At 43.8% G+C, this 15,603-nt stretch carries 10 protein-coding genes; 7 read left to right on the forward strand and 3 right to left on the reverse strand.

Going from position 1 to position 15,603, the window contains the following annotated elements; translation table 11 throughout:
• Nucleotides 1-2: 2 nt before the first annotated feature.
• Together ACTHQF_RS01940 and ACTHQF_RS01945 are read right to left on the reverse strand one after the other, a co-directional pair.
• Nucleotides 3-923, reverse strand: a complete 921-nt coding sequence (locus ACTHQF_RS01940; protein WP_440428158.1) for a carbohydrate kinase family protein — start codon at nucleotides 921-923, stop codon at nucleotides 3-5.
• A 31-nt stretch (nucleotides 924-954) separates the two neighbouring features.
• On the reverse strand, nucleotides 955-2,289 hold the full coding sequence (locus ACTHQF_RS01945; protein ID WP_440428159.1) for a sugar porter family MFS transporter: 1,335 nt from the start codon (nucleotides 2,287-2,289) through the stop codon (nucleotides 955-957).
• 307 nt (nucleotides 2,290-2,596) lie between these two features.
• On the opposite strand from ACTHQF_RS01945, the gene ACTHQF_RS01950 reads away from it, so the two are divergent.
• Nucleotides 2,597-5,389: a substrate-binding domain-containing protein gene (locus ACTHQF_RS01950; protein ID WP_440428160.1), complete on the forward strand. Its 2,793-nt coding sequence runs from the start codon at nucleotides 2,597-2,599 to the stop codon at nucleotides 5,387-5,389.
• A gap of 17 nt (nucleotides 5,390-5,406) precedes the next feature.
• Here ACTHQF_RS01950 and ACTHQF_RS01955 read toward each other — a convergent pair whose 3' ends face one another.
• Nucleotides 5,407-6,774 carry a Gfo/Idh/MocA family protein gene (locus tag ACTHQF_RS01955; RefSeq protein ID WP_440428161.1) on the reverse strand — a complete coding sequence of 456 codons (1,368 nt, stop codon included), beginning with the start codon at nucleotides 6,772-6,774 and terminating at the stop codon, nucleotides 5,407-5,409.
• 687 nt (nucleotides 6,775-7,461) lie between these two features.
• On the opposite strand from ACTHQF_RS01955, the gene ACTHQF_RS01960 reads away from it, so the two are divergent.
• From ACTHQF_RS01960 to ACTHQF_RS01985, 6 genes are all read left to right on the forward strand, one after another.
• A complete protein-coding gene (locus ACTHQF_RS01960; RefSeq protein ID WP_440428162.1) occupies nucleotides 7,462-7,863 on the forward strand; it encodes a GreA/GreB family elongation factor in 402 nt (133 codons plus the stop codon).
• A gap of 69 nt (nucleotides 7,864-7,932) precedes the next feature.
• Nucleotides 7,933-8,508, forward strand: coding sequence for a uracil-DNA glycosylase family protein (locus tag ACTHQF_RS01965; RefSeq protein WP_440428163.1), 576 nt, complete (start codon nucleotides 7,933-7,935; stop codon nucleotides 8,506-8,508).
• A gap of 131 nt (nucleotides 8,509-8,639) precedes the next feature.
• The gene (locus ACTHQF_RS01970) at nucleotides 8,640-8,966 is read left to right on the forward strand and encodes a DMT family transporter (protein WP_440428164.1); all 327 of its coding nucleotides are present in this window, start codon (nucleotides 8,640-8,642) and stop codon (nucleotides 8,964-8,966) included.
• 226 nt (nucleotides 8,967-9,192) lie between these two features.
• Nucleotides 9,193-10,383 carry an ROK family protein gene (locus tag ACTHQF_RS01975; RefSeq protein WP_440428165.1) on the forward strand — a complete coding sequence of 397 codons (1,191 nt, stop codon included), beginning with the start codon at nucleotides 9,193-9,195 and terminating at the stop codon, nucleotides 10,381-10,383.
• Nucleotides 10,384-10,508: 125 nt separating this feature from the next.
• Nucleotides 10,509-13,628: a SusC/RagA family TonB-linked outer membrane protein gene (locus ACTHQF_RS01980; protein WP_440428166.1), complete on the forward strand. Its 3,120-nt coding sequence runs from the start codon at nucleotides 10,509-10,511 to the stop codon at nucleotides 13,626-13,628.
• Nucleotides 13,629-13,645: 17 nt separating this feature from the next.
• Nucleotides 13,646-15,550 carry a SusD/RagB family nutrient-binding outer membrane lipoprotein gene (locus tag ACTHQF_RS01985; RefSeq protein ID WP_440428167.1) on the forward strand — a complete coding sequence of 635 codons (1,905 nt, stop codon included), beginning with the start codon at nucleotides 13,646-13,648 and terminating at the stop codon, nucleotides 15,548-15,550.
• The last annotated feature ends 53 nt before the right edge of the window (nucleotides 15,551-15,603 follow it).

Below are 15,603 nucleotides of genomic sequence, written 5' to 3' on the forward strand. Positions count from 1 at the left end.
GTTTACATCATGCCTAACTTTTTCTTCCATATAAATCTTTCCAGATCAGATTTTGAGTAAGGCGGACATGCACCTGCCTGAGATGTGATAAAAGCACCCATTGCAGCTGAATAGTCCATGACTAGCTCTAGAGGTTCATTCCTAAGTTTCATGGCTAAAAATGCAGCAAGAAATGAATCCCCGCTGCCAATGGTGTCATTCACATCAATTGTATAAGACGGATAATCATATCGCAGCGTATGACTATAGTAAGATGCGCCATCCCCACCTTTAGTGACTATTATTTCTTGAATCTTGAACTTGTTCAATAGAACTTCAACACATTCCGCTTCTCTACGGCAGTTAGGATTATACCATCCCGCAAGTAATGTTAACTCACTTTTATTTACCTTAGCAAGGTGTGCTGGCCGTAGTAATTGCTCAATGGTTTCTTTTGTATAATGCGGAGCTCGCAGGTTAACATCGAATATCCGGTAAGGGGACTTTTCCAATAACAGGTTTAGGGTAGATCTTGAAACGATATTCCGCGCACTTAACGTGCCGTATACAAATGCCTGAGCATCTTCCACAACGGAGGTTAATGCTTCATCCAGACGAATAAAGTCCCATGCTACCGGCGCTAATATCTCGTAAGTCACCTCATGGTTGTCTGGATTTACCGTCGCCTGCACCTCACTTGTTTTTTGTTCGGGATTGACCTGAACGTAGGAAGTTTCAATGCCCATCGCTTTCAAAAAATCAATTAACTCCTTGCCAGCCTGATCATGTCCTACGCTGCTAACCAGTTTGCTTTCCAAGCCCAGTCTATGCAGATGGTAAGCCACATTCATCGGGGCTCCGCCAGGCCTTCTTCCACCTGGCAGATTATCCCAAAGAATTTCACCAAAACACACTACTGCTGTTTGTGATCGATTTGTTTTCATCAATATCTAAGTTTTTATTGCTGCCTGCAGCTTAATGCATTACTATGTTTGTTCCTATTTGTTCCAGAGAGCGTCCCTTGGTTTCAGGCATCAGTCGCCATACAAAAATCAACTGTAGTACCATCATGCTTGCAAAGAATAGGAATGTGGTTCCACCGCCGAGATTTTCTGCGAAATATGGAAAGCTAAAGGCGATTAAAGATGCCATGACCCAGTGGGTAGAACTCCCAAGTGTCTGGCCTTTTGCGCGCACCTCATTTGGGAAGATTTCAGAGATAAAAACCCAGATCACCGCGCCTTGGGAGAAAGCAAAAAAGGCGATGAATATCATCATGTAAATCGGTATGGAAAAACCACTCAGATCACCACGGTAAAAGGTATAACTTACCAATGAAAGCGAAACAATCAAGCCTATCGATCCAACAAGCATTAAAACCTTCCTTCCAACCTTGTCAATAACATTTATCGCGAGCAGCGTAAAAGAGAAGTTGATCACACCAATACCAACCGTTGATAATAAAGAGGAGTGTGCACCCAGACCCGCCATTTCAAAAATGCGCGGCGCGTAATATATGATGGCATTGATTCCCGAGACCTGGTTAAAAAAAGCAAACAACATCGCTAGTATTACCGGCGTTTTGTATTTTCTAGAGAATAAAACCTCAGTCATTCCTTTTCTATTTGTTGAAATAGACTTAGAGTTTTTTATCGCTTGCAACTCCTCTTCACAATTAAGTGGATTGATAATGCGCAATATTTCTAAAGCTGCCTTGTCGTGGCCTTTCTTAAGGATCAACCATCTCGGACTTTCAGGAATAAAGTAGATTAACACCAAGAACAGAACAGAGGGAAATGCCTGCACGCCGAGCATCCAGCGCCAGGATGCCTCTCCTCCTTGACTAATTAAATAGTTAGATAGGTAAGATATTAAGATTCCGAGTACAACATTAAATTGAAACAATCCCACTAATCGCCCGCGACGGTCCGCTGGTGACACCTCAGATATGTATATCGGTGCGGTAACGGAAGAAATGCCGACACCAAGGCCGCCTAAAAATCTGAAGATCAGGAAAACCGACCAATCGTTGGCTAGTGCTGTTCCGAGTGATGAAAGCAAATATGCAATAGCGACAAAATATAGTGTGTTTTTGCGTCCGAAATGATCGGAAGGACGAGAGCCAATTAGTGATCCGATTACAGTACCAATTAAGGCTATGGATATCGTGAAGCCATGTTCAAATACCGAAAGATTCCAGTGTTGCTGAATGGCCTTTTCTGCGCCGGAAATTACAGCAGTATCAAACCCAAACAAAAAGCCTCCAAGGGCGACGACCATGGACCAGGCCAGGACGGATTGATTTTTCATATGTATATATATTGGTTAGCATCTGCAAAGTATGCAGGAGTTTGCCTATCAACCTGTGCATTTGTTTCAAATAGATTCGAAAAGCATAAAAAATGTAATCACTTAAATATCAGTCATATATAATTCTTACCTTTGTAAATCTTAGACACACTTACAATTTTATTACAGGTAATCTTCAAAATTATTTCATGGTTACAAGCCAGCGCATTTGAACTGAAGTCTATTAACTCACTGCGAACTGAATTTTTCATATCTTTAAATGAGTTTGTAGAAAAACTCTATCTATATTTTCAATAAAAGACTTCTAATGAATAACCAAAAAAAGGCTTGGGAGCGATTATCATCGATCTTAGTTCAGCTTTTTATCTTGATCTTTATCGTCATCATTTTTCAGAGATGTAGTTCCAAAAAAACGGATCCAGAATATCTCATTGGCTTTTCGCAATGCACCGGGGCGGATCTCTGGCGTAAGACCATGTCTGCAGAAATGAAAATGGAGCTTTCGCTTCATCCTGGAGCTAAACTCATTTATACTGATGCAGACGGTGACAGTGATAAGCAGGTAGAACAGGTAAAATGGATGTTGAAACAAAACATTGATCTACTCATCATCTCACCGAATGAAGCACAGCCACTCACGCCTGTGGTCGAGCTGGCATACAAGAAGGGTATCCCGGTGATCGTCATAGATCGTAAAACCGCTTCAAATGCCTATACCGCATATGTAGGTGCCGATAATTTCCAAATTGGAAAAACCGCTGCTGCCTATGTGGGCAGCGCACTGCATGGAGAAGGCAATATCATAGAAATCATGGGCCTACCGGGCTCATCTCCTGCCATTGAGCGACAACGAGGATTTTCAGAGGGCCTGAAGCAGTTTCCTGGCATTACCATCAAACATCAACTTTATGGGGATTGGTTGAAGCGGAATGCGGAACAACAACTAAAAAGTCTTAAAACCACGTTTCTTGATATCGACGGTATCTTTGCTCACAATGATGTTATGGCAAGTGGGGCCAGAGAAGTCATAAAACAACTTAACCTTACCCGGCCGATAAAGGTATTTGGTATTGATGCGCTACCAGGTGCGGGTGGCGGACTGCAGCTGGTCTCCGACAAGGTTCTTGATGCAAGCTTACTCTATCCAACAGGAGGAAAAGAAGCCATTTCAACTGCTTTTAAGATCTTGAAAAAGGAACCTTTCGCCAAGGAAAACATCCTGCAATCGATCGTCATCGACTCCACTAACGTAGAATTGATGAAGCTACAAGGCGATAAAGTAAGGAGTCAGTATAAGGATATTGAACGCCAGCAGGTCTTGTTGGCAGAACAGGAGGTTCTATTCAGTAATCAGCAAACGGTGCTTAATATAACGGTGATCGCACTGGTACTTGCGGTTGTATTCGGTGGCTTGGCCTTCTATTCGCTTTTAGAGAATAGGAAAATAAATAAAAGACTAAACCTGAAGAATGCGGAAATTCTAGATCAGCGAAATCAGTTGATCGAAATGTCTGCAAAGGCAGAACTTGCTACGGAGGCTAAACTTAACTTCTTTACAAACATATCCCATGAGTTCAGAACGCCATTAACACTCATCCTCTCACCACTCCAAGACCTATTGAATAATGAAAAAGTAAGGCACTTGGGTGGGACTAATCTAAACCACATTCACAAAAATGTTTATCGTCTGCTCCGATTGGTAAATCAGTTGATAACGTATAGGAAGATCGAATACGAAAATGTGAAAATACATGCAACACCGAATAACATCGTTGAATTCATCAGGGATATTCTGGAAAGCTTTAAATTCAATGCACAGCAGTTAAACATCAACTTGAAGTTTACAGCATCTCAGCAGGAAATTTTGGTGTGGTTTGATGCAAACATGTTGGACAAAGTCATATTTAACTTACTCTCTAATGCCTTTAAGTTTACGCCACGAAATGGAACAATCTCGGTTTCTGTAGAACGTAAAGACGAGTCCATTATGGTTAGGGTCCAGGACAATGGAATCGGCATGAGCAAAGAAGAGAGTGAACATATATTTGATCACTTCTATCAGGTAGACACCAATTCAATCAAGGGATCAGGCTTAGGCTTATCCTTATCGAAGGAAATTATGCAAATACACCATGGTAGTATCGAAGTTCAAAGTACCAAGCAGCATGGAACAACTTTCACCCTAACACTTTTAAGCGGATCTAGCCATTTTAGCGAGGCGGAAAAATCAAATGTTGAATTAAATAAAGCCGACCTAGGCGAAACCGCACGTATTTACACCTCTGAGATAGACTTACCATCACTTGAAATTACCTCTAATATTGAGCCTAGGGTGCACGATCAATCGATTTTGATTGTAGAGGACAATTTAGACTTGCTAAACTACCTGCAGGAAAGATTTAGTAAGCAGTACGAAATCTTCGCCGCGCATACCGGCACCGATGGCTTAGCTGCAGCTTATGAACATGTACCTGACCTGATCATCTCAGATGTTGTGATGCCAGGCATAACGGGTAAAGAACTAACACAAAAGCTGAAGTCAGACATACGAACCAGCCATATCCCAATTATTCTATTAACAGCCCGGGCTAGCAATGAACAACAAATACAAGGACTGGATAGTATGGCAGATGCCTATATTGTGAAACCATTCGACTCAGATGTGCTTTTAGCCAAGGTGAACAATCTACTAAAAAACCGGGTGCTTCTGAAAGAACATTATACCAGTGACGTAAGCACAGCTAAGCAGTCTCAGACCTACAATGCTATAGATCGGAAGTTCGTGAATGATCTGGCGGCAATAGTGGCACAAAACCTCGCCAACGAGCACTTTAATGTTGATGATATATGCAAAGAGATCGGGATTTCACGGGTACAACTATACCGTAAAGTAAAAGCGCTTTTAAACTGTACAATTACAGAGTATATCTTAAGCAGAAGGTTGAAAAAGGCGAGATACCTTTTAATCAATGAAGGATATTCTATTTCCGAAATTACCTATATGGTAGGTTTCTCTACACCTAATTATTTCGCAACGGTTTTTAAAGGAAAGTACGAGTGCAGCCCTAGTGAATTCAAGAAAAAACACCAGGGGAAATAAACCTGGTTTGATGGACATCAGACCTTGGGCTCCCAGCCTTTATGATATTCGCGTTTCCAAAGCTTCTGGGCATCCTTGTCGTTTTTAATGTGGCCATTAGCTGGATTCACATGGATATCGCGGCCCACACGCCAGGAGATGTTCCCCAGCTGCATGGCAACGGTACTCTTATGTCCAATCTCCACGTCACAGTTAGGCTTTCTGTTATTCCGGATGGCATCAAGGAAATCTACCATGTGCAGCGTATCGAGTCCTAAGCTTGGACTTGCCGTATTGCGGCCCGCCATCGCTTCAGTATTACCCTGCTGCTTTTCTTCACGGATGAGTTTACCGTTGAGGTCATAGATCTTGTATGCATCTTCTCCGGTGTCCAGACTACCCTTCTCGCCGTAGAAAATGATGCCACGGTCCAGCGCCTCCACTTTGCGGCCATTACGGCTTCTGCCTTCCCAGATGATGGTCCTTCCATCCGGATATTCAATGTTCACCACTTGCGTATCTGGGGTTTCCCAGTCGTCCTGGTAGGCGAAGCGTCCACCGCTGGAGCTTATACGTACCGGGTAATCCACCCCCAAGCCCCAGCGGGCCACGTCAACCTCGTGGGTACCATTGTTCAGCGCTTCACCTGTACCCCAGTGCCAGAACCAGTGCCAGTCATAGTGGATGAGCCCTTCTTTGTAGGCCATGCGCGGCGCGGGCCCCTGCCAGAGGTCGTAATCCAGCCAGTCCGGTACACTTCCTGGTTTCAGCAGAGTCGTCTTACGGGCATTAGTGTACCAGGTTTTGGCCAGATAGACCTTCCCGATCACACCTTCATGTAGCAATTGAATACCCTTGGTTAGTATAGGTGCAGAGCGGCGCTGCGCACCCATTTGCACCACGCGGTTATATTTCCTTGCTGCAGCAATTGACAGCTCTCCTTCATGTGGATTATGGCTCAGCGGTTTTTCGACATACACATGTTTGCCGGCCTGGCAGCCCATGATCGTCAGCGGTGCATGCCAATGGTCTGGTGTAGCCGTATAAATGGCATCCACATGCTTGTCTTCCAGCACCCTGCGCAGATCAGCTTCAGTCTTGGGTTGCCCGCTATGTCCTGCCTTTGCGATGGTGTTCTGCACCTTGGCGAAAGTTCTTTTATCGACATCACAGATGGAAACAATCTGCGCATCCTTGAGCTTGGCGATCGTCCCGCTTACACTGTCGCCGCGGCCATTTAGTCCGATGACGGCGATATTTACCCGTTCATTGGCGCCTATGATGTTGCGGTAGCTCTTCGCACTAAAGCCTGTTACTGTGCCTCCGAAAACCTGGTCGCCCACCGCAAGTGCAGCAGTTCCAATGCCCAATGTTCTGATGAAATGTCTTCTTGAATGCTCTTGCATAACTGAGGAATTTAAAATTGCCACCTACCAGAAATTCCAGCATACAGGAGGTTTATTTTAACCAATGAAGGCTAAACCACTGGATTATATTTGGTTAGAAGGGATATTAAAGTTGTAAAGAAATCGGGTAAATAAGAAGACTGCGAGCCAATATTTCAAGTTTGTTACGGTAGAACAGGTTTACAGGTGAATTCTTTAAAATGGACGGACACGTTTATCAGGTATACCATAAGGACCTTGAGATGACTGAAATACTTGACAACCAGGATTATATTGGCTATGTTTGAGAACATTGAAACATCAAAGCGCACATATTACCCGAATCGTTGATGGCAACAACGCCCATATAGGCACTGCTATGCTTCAGCCGATCCATCAAAAGTCTGGGTTTGTGCTTACCAATCTGCTTTACAGCAAACGGTATATCTTTTCATCTTTTAAGGATTTCAACACTTCCGCCCGGGCCTAAAAACCGCAGGTCTGGGATTACAACATCCATTTCTTACAGTTAACAGCATCTTTCTTATCGGAGCAATCAGACCGTAATTCAGGCGAATTCAAGAGCCGGGTTAGGGCAGCTTGCTTGCGTCAGAGTGTTCGGAAATGGCGCGGAACAAGAACAACAAGGAACAACCGGCAACATCGCTGGAACAAGTATCAAATTCTATTACATCTTAAAAGAAAATCATGAATACCACAGCAATAAAAACTGAAGAACAACAATCCATCATCCTTACCACTGGCATGTTCGACCTGTTAAAAGACCAGATCAGAAGGAAGAAACTTTCCAATTTAAATGAAGCTAACCTCATTGAACAACTGAAAAACGCCAAGCAGGTTTTACGAAAAGACCTGCCGGATAACGTTGTAGACATCAACAGAAAGGTTCGTCTGGCGGATGTGGAATCCGGTGAAACTTACACCTACAGTTTTGTGGCACCTGAAAAGGCTAAGCCAAAGCACAACACTACTTCCATCCTTTCACCAATCGGGCTAGCACTCATCGGCTATGCCGAAGGCACGGAACTTTCCTGGGAAATGGACAACGGAATTCGCCAGTACCGGATTGAAGCAGTAAGTTCATTATAGAAGTAACAGCATTGTAATAACAGCTGGATGCTGCGGGCATTTCCCCGCAGCATCTTAACTTTGAGCCAGATGACAGAACTCCTTGATGAAATCTTAAGCTGTACTTTCTGCGCCGGCGTGCTGCCGCACGAGCCGAGACCCGTGATTCAGTTCGGTAAAAGCGCAAAGATCCTTATCGTAGGCCAGGCTCCGGGACGACGGGTACATGAAACAGGCATCCCATGGAATGATCCAAGTGGCAATAAACTGCGCGACTGGCTCGGCGTTTCCAAGGATGAGTTCTACAACCCTGAACTGTTCTCCATCATCCCAATGGGATTTTGTTACCCTGGAAAAGGGAAATCCGGTGATCTGCCCCCGCTACCTGCCTGTGCCAGGCTATGGCATACCAGGCTTCTAGAAGCTTTTGAAAGTAAGCCACTCACCCTGCTCATCGGACAGTATGCACAACGGCACTACCTGAACACCAGATACAAAGGCAACCTGACGGAAACGGTTGCAAGCTATGCGGAATACTTACCTGCCTACTTTACACTACCCCACCCTTCTCCAAGAAACCAGAACTGGCTTAAAGTAAACCCTTGGTTTGCGGAAAGAGTGTTGCCGGAGCTGAAACAACAGGTCAGCACCTTGATTCACCAGTAGTCAACCGCTTTTGTATTTAGCCCATCAGCCATTTTCGGAATGCCGCAGCAGGAGCAGATGTTACACTCCAATTATAAACTGAGCCTGCGAACTTCAATACAAATGCAGACCTTTGCGGCAAAGAACAAGCTATGAATTGGATTATATTGGTTATCGCAGGTCTATTTGAAGTCGCCTTTGCTTCCTGCCTTGGGAAAGTAAAAGAAACCAGCGGCAGCGAAATGTATTGGTGGTTTGCAGGATTCTTGGTATCCCTGACCATAAGCATGACCTTGTTGATCAAAGCGACAGAAACGCTTCCAATTGGCACTGCCTACGCCGTATGGACCGGCATCGGCGCTGTGGGTACCGCCATTATAGGCATTCTGGTGTTTAAAGACCCTGCCAGCTTCTGGCGCATTTTCTTCATTACTACCCTTATTGGTTCGGTAGTGGGGCTGAAATTTGTTTCACACTAGCCTGAAATTCTACTATTTTATCTTTTCACGTTATAATATTCTTGTGCTTTCGTTGCAGAACGCATAATAATCTACAAAGGCTAACCTCTAGCCTCTTTTTGTATAAACTTCAAAATCAGCCAAATAGTTCATTTAAAAGATAAGCTTCAAATACTTTAAAAATAATTTAATAAGTATTTAACATTTAGTGCAAATACTTATTAAGTTTGATGTATTGAAACTGGGAATGAACGCAATAGAAGAAAAGAGCCAGCTGCTTAGAAATGATATCATTAAGCAGCTCTACTACAAGCACCCTTTGTCTTTAACAGAGATCAGCAAATTGACCCACAAAAGTCTGCCGCTGGTCACTAAAGTTGTGCAGCAACTCGTAGCTGAAGGCTACATTGTGGAACAAGGACTAGGTCCATCTACAGGCGGCAGAAGAGCTTCCTTATTTCTGCTGAATGCAGACAAGCAGAAGTTCATAGTCTCGGTAGCCATGGATCAGTTCATTACCCGGATGATGATCTGCGATCTCAAAAACACCAGCCGTTTTGAAATTTCCAGCCTGGAACTACCACTGATGAATAATCCGGAAGCTACGGATCAACTGGCGAATTTCATTGCAAGCAAGCTTAAAACCTCCGGCATTCCCAAAGCACAACTCTTGGGCGTAGGCATTGGCATACCGGGCTTCGTAAACGCTGAGCTGGGCATCAGCCACTCCTACCTGCCAACCCGCGATGGCAGTCCACTGGCAACTTACCTCGCTACACAGCTGGAGCTGCCTGTTTTTCTTGATAACGATTCGAGTTTAATTGCGCTGGCTGAACTGCGTTATGGTGCGGCCGTTGGAAAGCGTAACGTCATGGTGGCGAATATCGGCTGGGGTACCGGACTGGGTATGATTGTAAATGGCCAGCTCTACCGCGGCAGTAGTGGTTATGCAGGTGAATTCAGCCATATACCACTCTCCAAGTCAGACAACCTCTGCTCTTGTGGAAAACGGGGCTGCCTGGAGGTCGAAACTTCCCTTTCGGTCATGACCGAGCGTGCCACAGCAGCCATTGCCTCTGGTGCTGCAACCAGCATGCGCAAACTCGCAGAAGATAAAGGCAAAAACATAGAGCAGATCTTCCTGGAAGCAGCGAAGGAACACGACCCATTGGCGGTTTCCATCTTGTCTGAAGCGGCTTTCATGATTGGTAAAGGTCTAGCAACGCTCATCCATATTATGAATCCGGAGTGTATCGTATTAAGCGGTCGTGCTGCGGTAGCTGGCAAAGTATTGCTGCCACCAATCCAGCAGGCACTCAACGAATTTTGTATCCCCAGGATTGCTAATCAAACAAACATCGTCCAATCTGAGCTTGCGGAGAATGCTGAACTGCTTGCCGCAGCGAGCCTGGTGATGGAAAATGTAGCTTTTAAATAAACAACAACATTCACCATAAAACCCCTCATTAACACAGCCACAATTAACAACTAAAACAAACCAGAAACAATTCACAAAACAATTAAACAGTAAACACCAATTTATTAATCCTTAGTACTTAGACTATGAAACAAATCTATGCCCGATGCTTAAGTATGTTATTGCTGACTTTGTTCACGATAGCCGCTTACGCACAAAATACCGTTACGGGTACGGTAAAGGACGCCAAGGGAGAAGCTATTCCTGCTGTCAGCATCTTAGTAAAAGGCAGCACCCAAGGTGTGAGCTCCGATGCTGAAGGAAAGTTTAGAATCGCCGCCGCACAAGGCAGCGTTTTAATTTTCCGCTACATTGGCTATAAAACTCAAGAGGTAACTGTAGGTACCTCGAATACCATTAATGTGGTCCTTGCAGACGAGAGCAACAACCTGAATGAAGTTGTTGTTACGGCTTTGGGTATCCAGAGAGAGAAAAAATCTCTTGGTTACGCCGTACAAGAAGTAAAAGGTGAGTCGCTTGTAGAAGCACGTGAGCCAAACGTGGTGAACACCTTATCCGGAAAAGTATCCGGTTTACAGGTAACCCGTTCAAGCAATGGCCCTGCAGGATCATCTAAAATCACCTTGAGGGGTAACAACTCCCTAACCGGAGATAACCAGCCACTTATTGTGATTGACGGTGTACCTGTAAACAACTTCACTGGTGCAACAAACAACGATTACTACAATCCTTCGATTGACTACGGTAACGGACTTTCGGACATCAACTCTGAAGATATCGAAAGTGTATCTGTGCTTAAAGGCCCATCTGCATCTGCATTATATGGTTCAAGAGCCGGTAATGGTGTAATCTTAATTACCACCAAAAGCGGTCGTATCCAAAAAGGCCTGGGTATTGCGGTTTCTTCTACTTTCGGAATTGAAGATATCTTCACCCGTCCAAAAATGCAAAATGACTATGCTCAAGGTGATCAGAATGGATTCGATCCAATGTTGAGTACAAGTTGGGGACCAAAAATTACTGGTCAGACCGTTACCAACTGGAGAGGTGAGCAGGAAGTTCTAAGTGCGCATGATAACCTTGGCAACTATGCCGATCAGGGTTTCAGCTCTAACCAAAGTGTATCGCTTCAACAGCAATATAAATCAACGTCTGTTTATACTTCATTCAACCGTTTGGATGACAGAAGTATGATTCCAGGTGCTAAATTGCAGCGTACCAATTTACTTGCAAGAGCAATCAGCAAGTTCGGTGAAGACGACAAATGGACTGTAGACACTAAAGTGCAGTACAGCAACTCAGATGCGCAAAACAGACCTGCCAGCGGTGCAAACCCGAACAACGTTTTCGCAACCCTGTATCAGTTCCCAAGATCATTGGACATCCGTCAGTTAAATCCCTCGGTTGATCCAGTTACGAAACAGATGATCTGGTACAATACAGGACCAGCACTTAACCCATACTGGGCAAAAGATTACAACTTGAACCAGGATGTCCGTGATCGTTATTTATTAAATGGATCATTGAAATATCAGGTAAATAGCTGGTTAAATGCGGAAATTAAAGCAGGTGCAGATAAGTTTAGCACAACTACAGAAGGTAAATTATATGGAGGCAGCCCTTCAAACGCCGGTGGTTTGTACAGCTTAGGCAAACAAACCTTTACTGAAACCAACTTCAGCTTCTTGCTATCCGGACAAAAAGATAATCTGATTGATCGCCTAGGTGGTAACTTTACTGTTGGTGGTAACTTGATGTCACAAAAAAACAGTGCATTAAATGGCAATTCAGGACAACTGAATGTACCAAACCTGTTCTCATTGAACAATGGTATCAACAACCCTACGGTTGAGCAACTTTACAATGAGAAACGCATTAATTCCCTGTATGGAACTTTAGGCGTAAACTGGGATGGTTATTTGTTCTTAGATGGAACATTCCGTAACGACTGGACCTCTACTTTACACCCAGATAACCGCTCTTTCTTTTATCCATCACTTAACCTATCCCTTGTTGTTACAGAGATGTTGTCTAAATTAGGAACAACGGTTCCTGAATGGATTACTTATGCGAAAATTAGAGGTTCTGCAGCTTCCGTAGGTAACGACTTGCCGCCATACCAGTTGTATAACACTTACAACATTGGTAAGGATCCAAATGGAAATACAACCGGTTCAAGGAATGAGATCCTTTTTGATCCTTACGTGAAAAATGAGTTGATCAAATCTTACGAGGCTGGTGCGGATTTACGTTTGTTCAAAAGCCGCTTAGGTTTAGACTTCTCCATCTATAAATCTAATGCAACTAACCAGTTGCTGAACTTACCATTGGATCCGCTTAGTGGTTACAGGTTTATGAAAATAAATAGCGGTGACATCCAGAATACGGGTATTGAAATCACCCTTGATGGACGCATACTAGAAAGTGAAAATGGCCTGAACTGGAACATGGGCGTTAACTTTTCCCGTAATAAGAACACCGTTGTGTCGATCAAAGACGATATTGAACTTTACCGTTTAGGAGGCTTTGATGACGTTGGAGTGTTTGCAAAAGCTGGTGCTAAGTATGGTGAAATCTATGGAAGTACATTCAGAAGAGTTGAAGATAATGCAAGTCCATTTTACGGACAGCTTTTACTTGATGCGAATGGATTACCGCAGGTTGGAGATCAGAACGTGCGATTGGGTAACCAACAAGCTGATGCATTGCTTGGTATCACAAATACTTTCTCTTACAAAGGCTTTAACTTGTCGTTCTTAATCGATGGTCGTTTCGGTGGTAAGATCTTCTCTTCTACCTTAGCGCAAATGCAACGTAATGGTACTTCTGACAAAACCGTTGTAAACGGAATGCGTGACAATATCGTAACATCAGGTGCGATTTTAAACACAACTACCAACCAGTTCGAGCAAAACACAAAGGCTGTTACGCCACAACAATACTGGGCTGCAGTAGCAGGTGTAGGTAACTTGGGTATCACCGAAGCAAACTTATATGACGCTTCTAATATCCGCATCAGAAACATCAACCTTGCTTACAACTTTTCGCCTAAAATGCTGGAAAAAACATTTATTCAGCGGGCAAAACTGGGTGTTTCCTGTAACAACGTATGGTTAATAACCAGCCACATGAATGGATTGGATCCAGAGTCCGTATTTGCAACCAACACCAATGCAACTGGATTTGAAAATGGTGCTGCACCAACAAGCCGTTCATTCTCCTTTAATTTAACATTAGGATTCTAATCTATCCACTAGAGATCATGAAACAAATCATAAAAAAATCATGTATGCTTGTTGCAGCAACCCTGGTGCTGGCATCATGCAAGAAATTTGAAGACATCAATGTAAATCCTGTTGCGGCGAATGATGAGCAGGCACAGGTAGAATACTTTATCAATGGCTCCATCATTGGAGCCCAAATGAACCCTGACGTAGCAGAACGCTCCTTTGTATTATACTGGAAAGCAGCAGGTCGTCAGATGTCGGAAGGTGGTACAATTACTGTAGGTAACTACAATGACCAGTGGACAGGCGCTTATTATGACCAGATTTCAAACTGGTTAAATTCAGCGAACACTGGTATTCAGTTGGCAGAAAAGCAAACCGCAGCAGGACTAGCAAAGCCACATACACCTAACCTGATACAGGTTGCACGTATCTGGAGAGCTTATCTAATGAGCGAAATGTCTGACAACTTTGGTCCCATCCCAGTGAATGCCTTTAATGGTACCAACCCTGAGTTTAATGATGTTAAAACTGTTTACTACCACATCCTTGAAGAACTTGCAGATGCAAGCCAGAAACTTGACCTCGCGGTTAAAAATCCATCAGGTTTAGACAAGCAAGATCCTGCATATGGTTATGACTATGCAAAATGGCGTAAATATGCGAATTCGCTTCGCATGCGTTTAGCCATGCGCTTATCTGAGGTAGACCCAGCAAAAGCACAGTCTGAATTTGAAGCTGTAATGGCAACTGCAGGTGCTACCAATGATTTCATCACCAACATGAATGAGACTTTCCAGGTTCAGGAAAAGGATGGCTGGAGTGATCTAACCGGTGTAATGAGTCGTTCTTGGAATGCACAGCCTATCTCGGCAACCATCAACAACCTGATGATTGGATTGGGTGGAATTAAAAGTGCAGATCTACTTGATGCTAAATTCCAGCCTTTTATCAAGCCGGCAAACTGGCTTGGACAAAGCTACCCGAATCACTTCGCAACTAAAACCAATGCGCCAGGCGCAGGTTACTGGTTTAATGGACTACCAGAAATCATGGATCCACGTGCGTACGTGCTATTTAGTATTCCAGGAGACGTGGAGAACCCTAATTTTCCAGATCAGAATGCGAACGACCTCATCACAGTCAGACCCCTAAGAAATGCAGCTGGAGAGGACATTAAATCCATCGACGCAAAGTATAGCTGGAACGCGAGGATTAATGGTGCTTGGGGCACTAAAACAGGTATGAACTTGGTTTATAATTTCGCCGGAGCAATGCCTCGTATCAACATGCAGTTCCGTACCAGCACCAACAAGCGTGTATTCTTTGGTCCTTGGGAAACTTACTTTCTGATCGCTGAAGCCGCAGTTCGTGGCTGGAACACACCAATGAGCGGACAGGCAGCTTATGAAACGGCTATTCAGAAAAGCTTCGACTACAATGGTACCCAAGTTGGTTCTTACCTGACTTCAGAAAGCTATAACCGTGTGGGTACTTCTGTTGCATGGAACCATACCACAGAACCTACAAGCCGCATAATGGAGTTTGAAGACGGATTTACGGGTACCAAAGGATCTGCCACTGTAGCTTACCCTAAAAATGATCTTTATAAAAACGGAACCGTAAATAACGACCATTTGACCAAGATTATTACACAAAAATTCATCGCACAAACGCCGTGGTTACCCCTGGAAACCTGGAGTGATCATAGAAGAACAGGTTTACCTTTCTTTGAAAATCCAGCGATTGAAATTCCAATTCAAACATTGCCAGCGCTCACAGATGCGACTTACATGACCAGTAAAGTACAATTCTTTCCACAGCGACTTAGATATCCATCTAACCTAAAGAACACCAATGCTGCCGGTTACGGACAAGCACTGTCTGATCTTGGCGGCAAGGATGAAGTTTTAACACCGTTATGGTGGGCGAAGAAATAATCAGCTTAATCTGATAATAAAAAGGGATGCCAAAAGCATCCCTTTTTTGTACC

Origin of the sequence: Pedobacter sp. SAFR-022, assembly GCF_051965375.1 — a bacterium.
GTDB lineage: Bacteria > Bacteroidota > Bacteroidia > Sphingobacteriales > Sphingobacteriaceae > Pedobacter.

What these genes read in the sequence shown, in the direction of transcription:
- ACTHQF_RS01965 (WP_440428163.1), top strand. Translation starts at nt 7,933, where the DNA reads ATGACAGAACTCCTTGATGAAATCTTAAGCTGTACTTTCTGCGCCGGC.
- ACTHQF_RS01975 (WP_440428165.1), top strand. Translation starts at nt 9,193, where the DNA reads ATGAACGCAATAGAAGAAAAGAGCCAGCTGCTTAGAAATGATATCATT.
- ACTHQF_RS01940 (WP_440428158.1), bottom strand. Translation starts at nt 923, where the DNA reads ATGAAAACAAATCGATCACAAACAGCAGTAGTGTGTTTTGGTGAAATT.
- ACTHQF_RS01980 (WP_440428166.1), top strand. Translation starts at nt 10,509, where the DNA reads ATGAAACAAATCTATGCCCGATGCTTAAGTATGTTATTGCTGACTTTG.
- ACTHQF_RS01945 (WP_440428159.1), bottom strand. Translation starts at nt 2,289, where the DNA reads ATGAAAAATCAATCCGTCCTGGCCTGGTCCATGGTCGTCGCCCTTGGA.
- ACTHQF_RS01985 (WP_440428167.1), top strand. Translation starts at nt 13,646, where the DNA reads ATGAAACAAATCATAAAAAAATCATGTATGCTTGTTGCAGCAACCCTG.
- ACTHQF_RS01970 (WP_440428164.1), top strand. Translation starts at nt 8,640, where the DNA reads ATGAATTGGATTATATTGGTTATCGCAGGTCTATTTGAAGTCGCCTTT.
- ACTHQF_RS01960 (WP_440428162.1), top strand. Translation starts at nt 7,462, where the DNA reads ATGAATACCACAGCAATAAAAACTGAAGAACAACAATCCATCATCCTT.
- ACTHQF_RS01955 (WP_440428161.1), bottom strand. Translation starts at nt 6,774, where the DNA reads ATGCAAGAGCATTCAAGAAGACATTTCATCAGAACATTGGGCATTGGA.
- ACTHQF_RS01950 (WP_440428160.1), top strand. Translation starts at nt 2,597, where the DNA reads ATGAATAACCAAAAAAAGGCTTGGGAGCGATTATCATCGATCTTAGTT.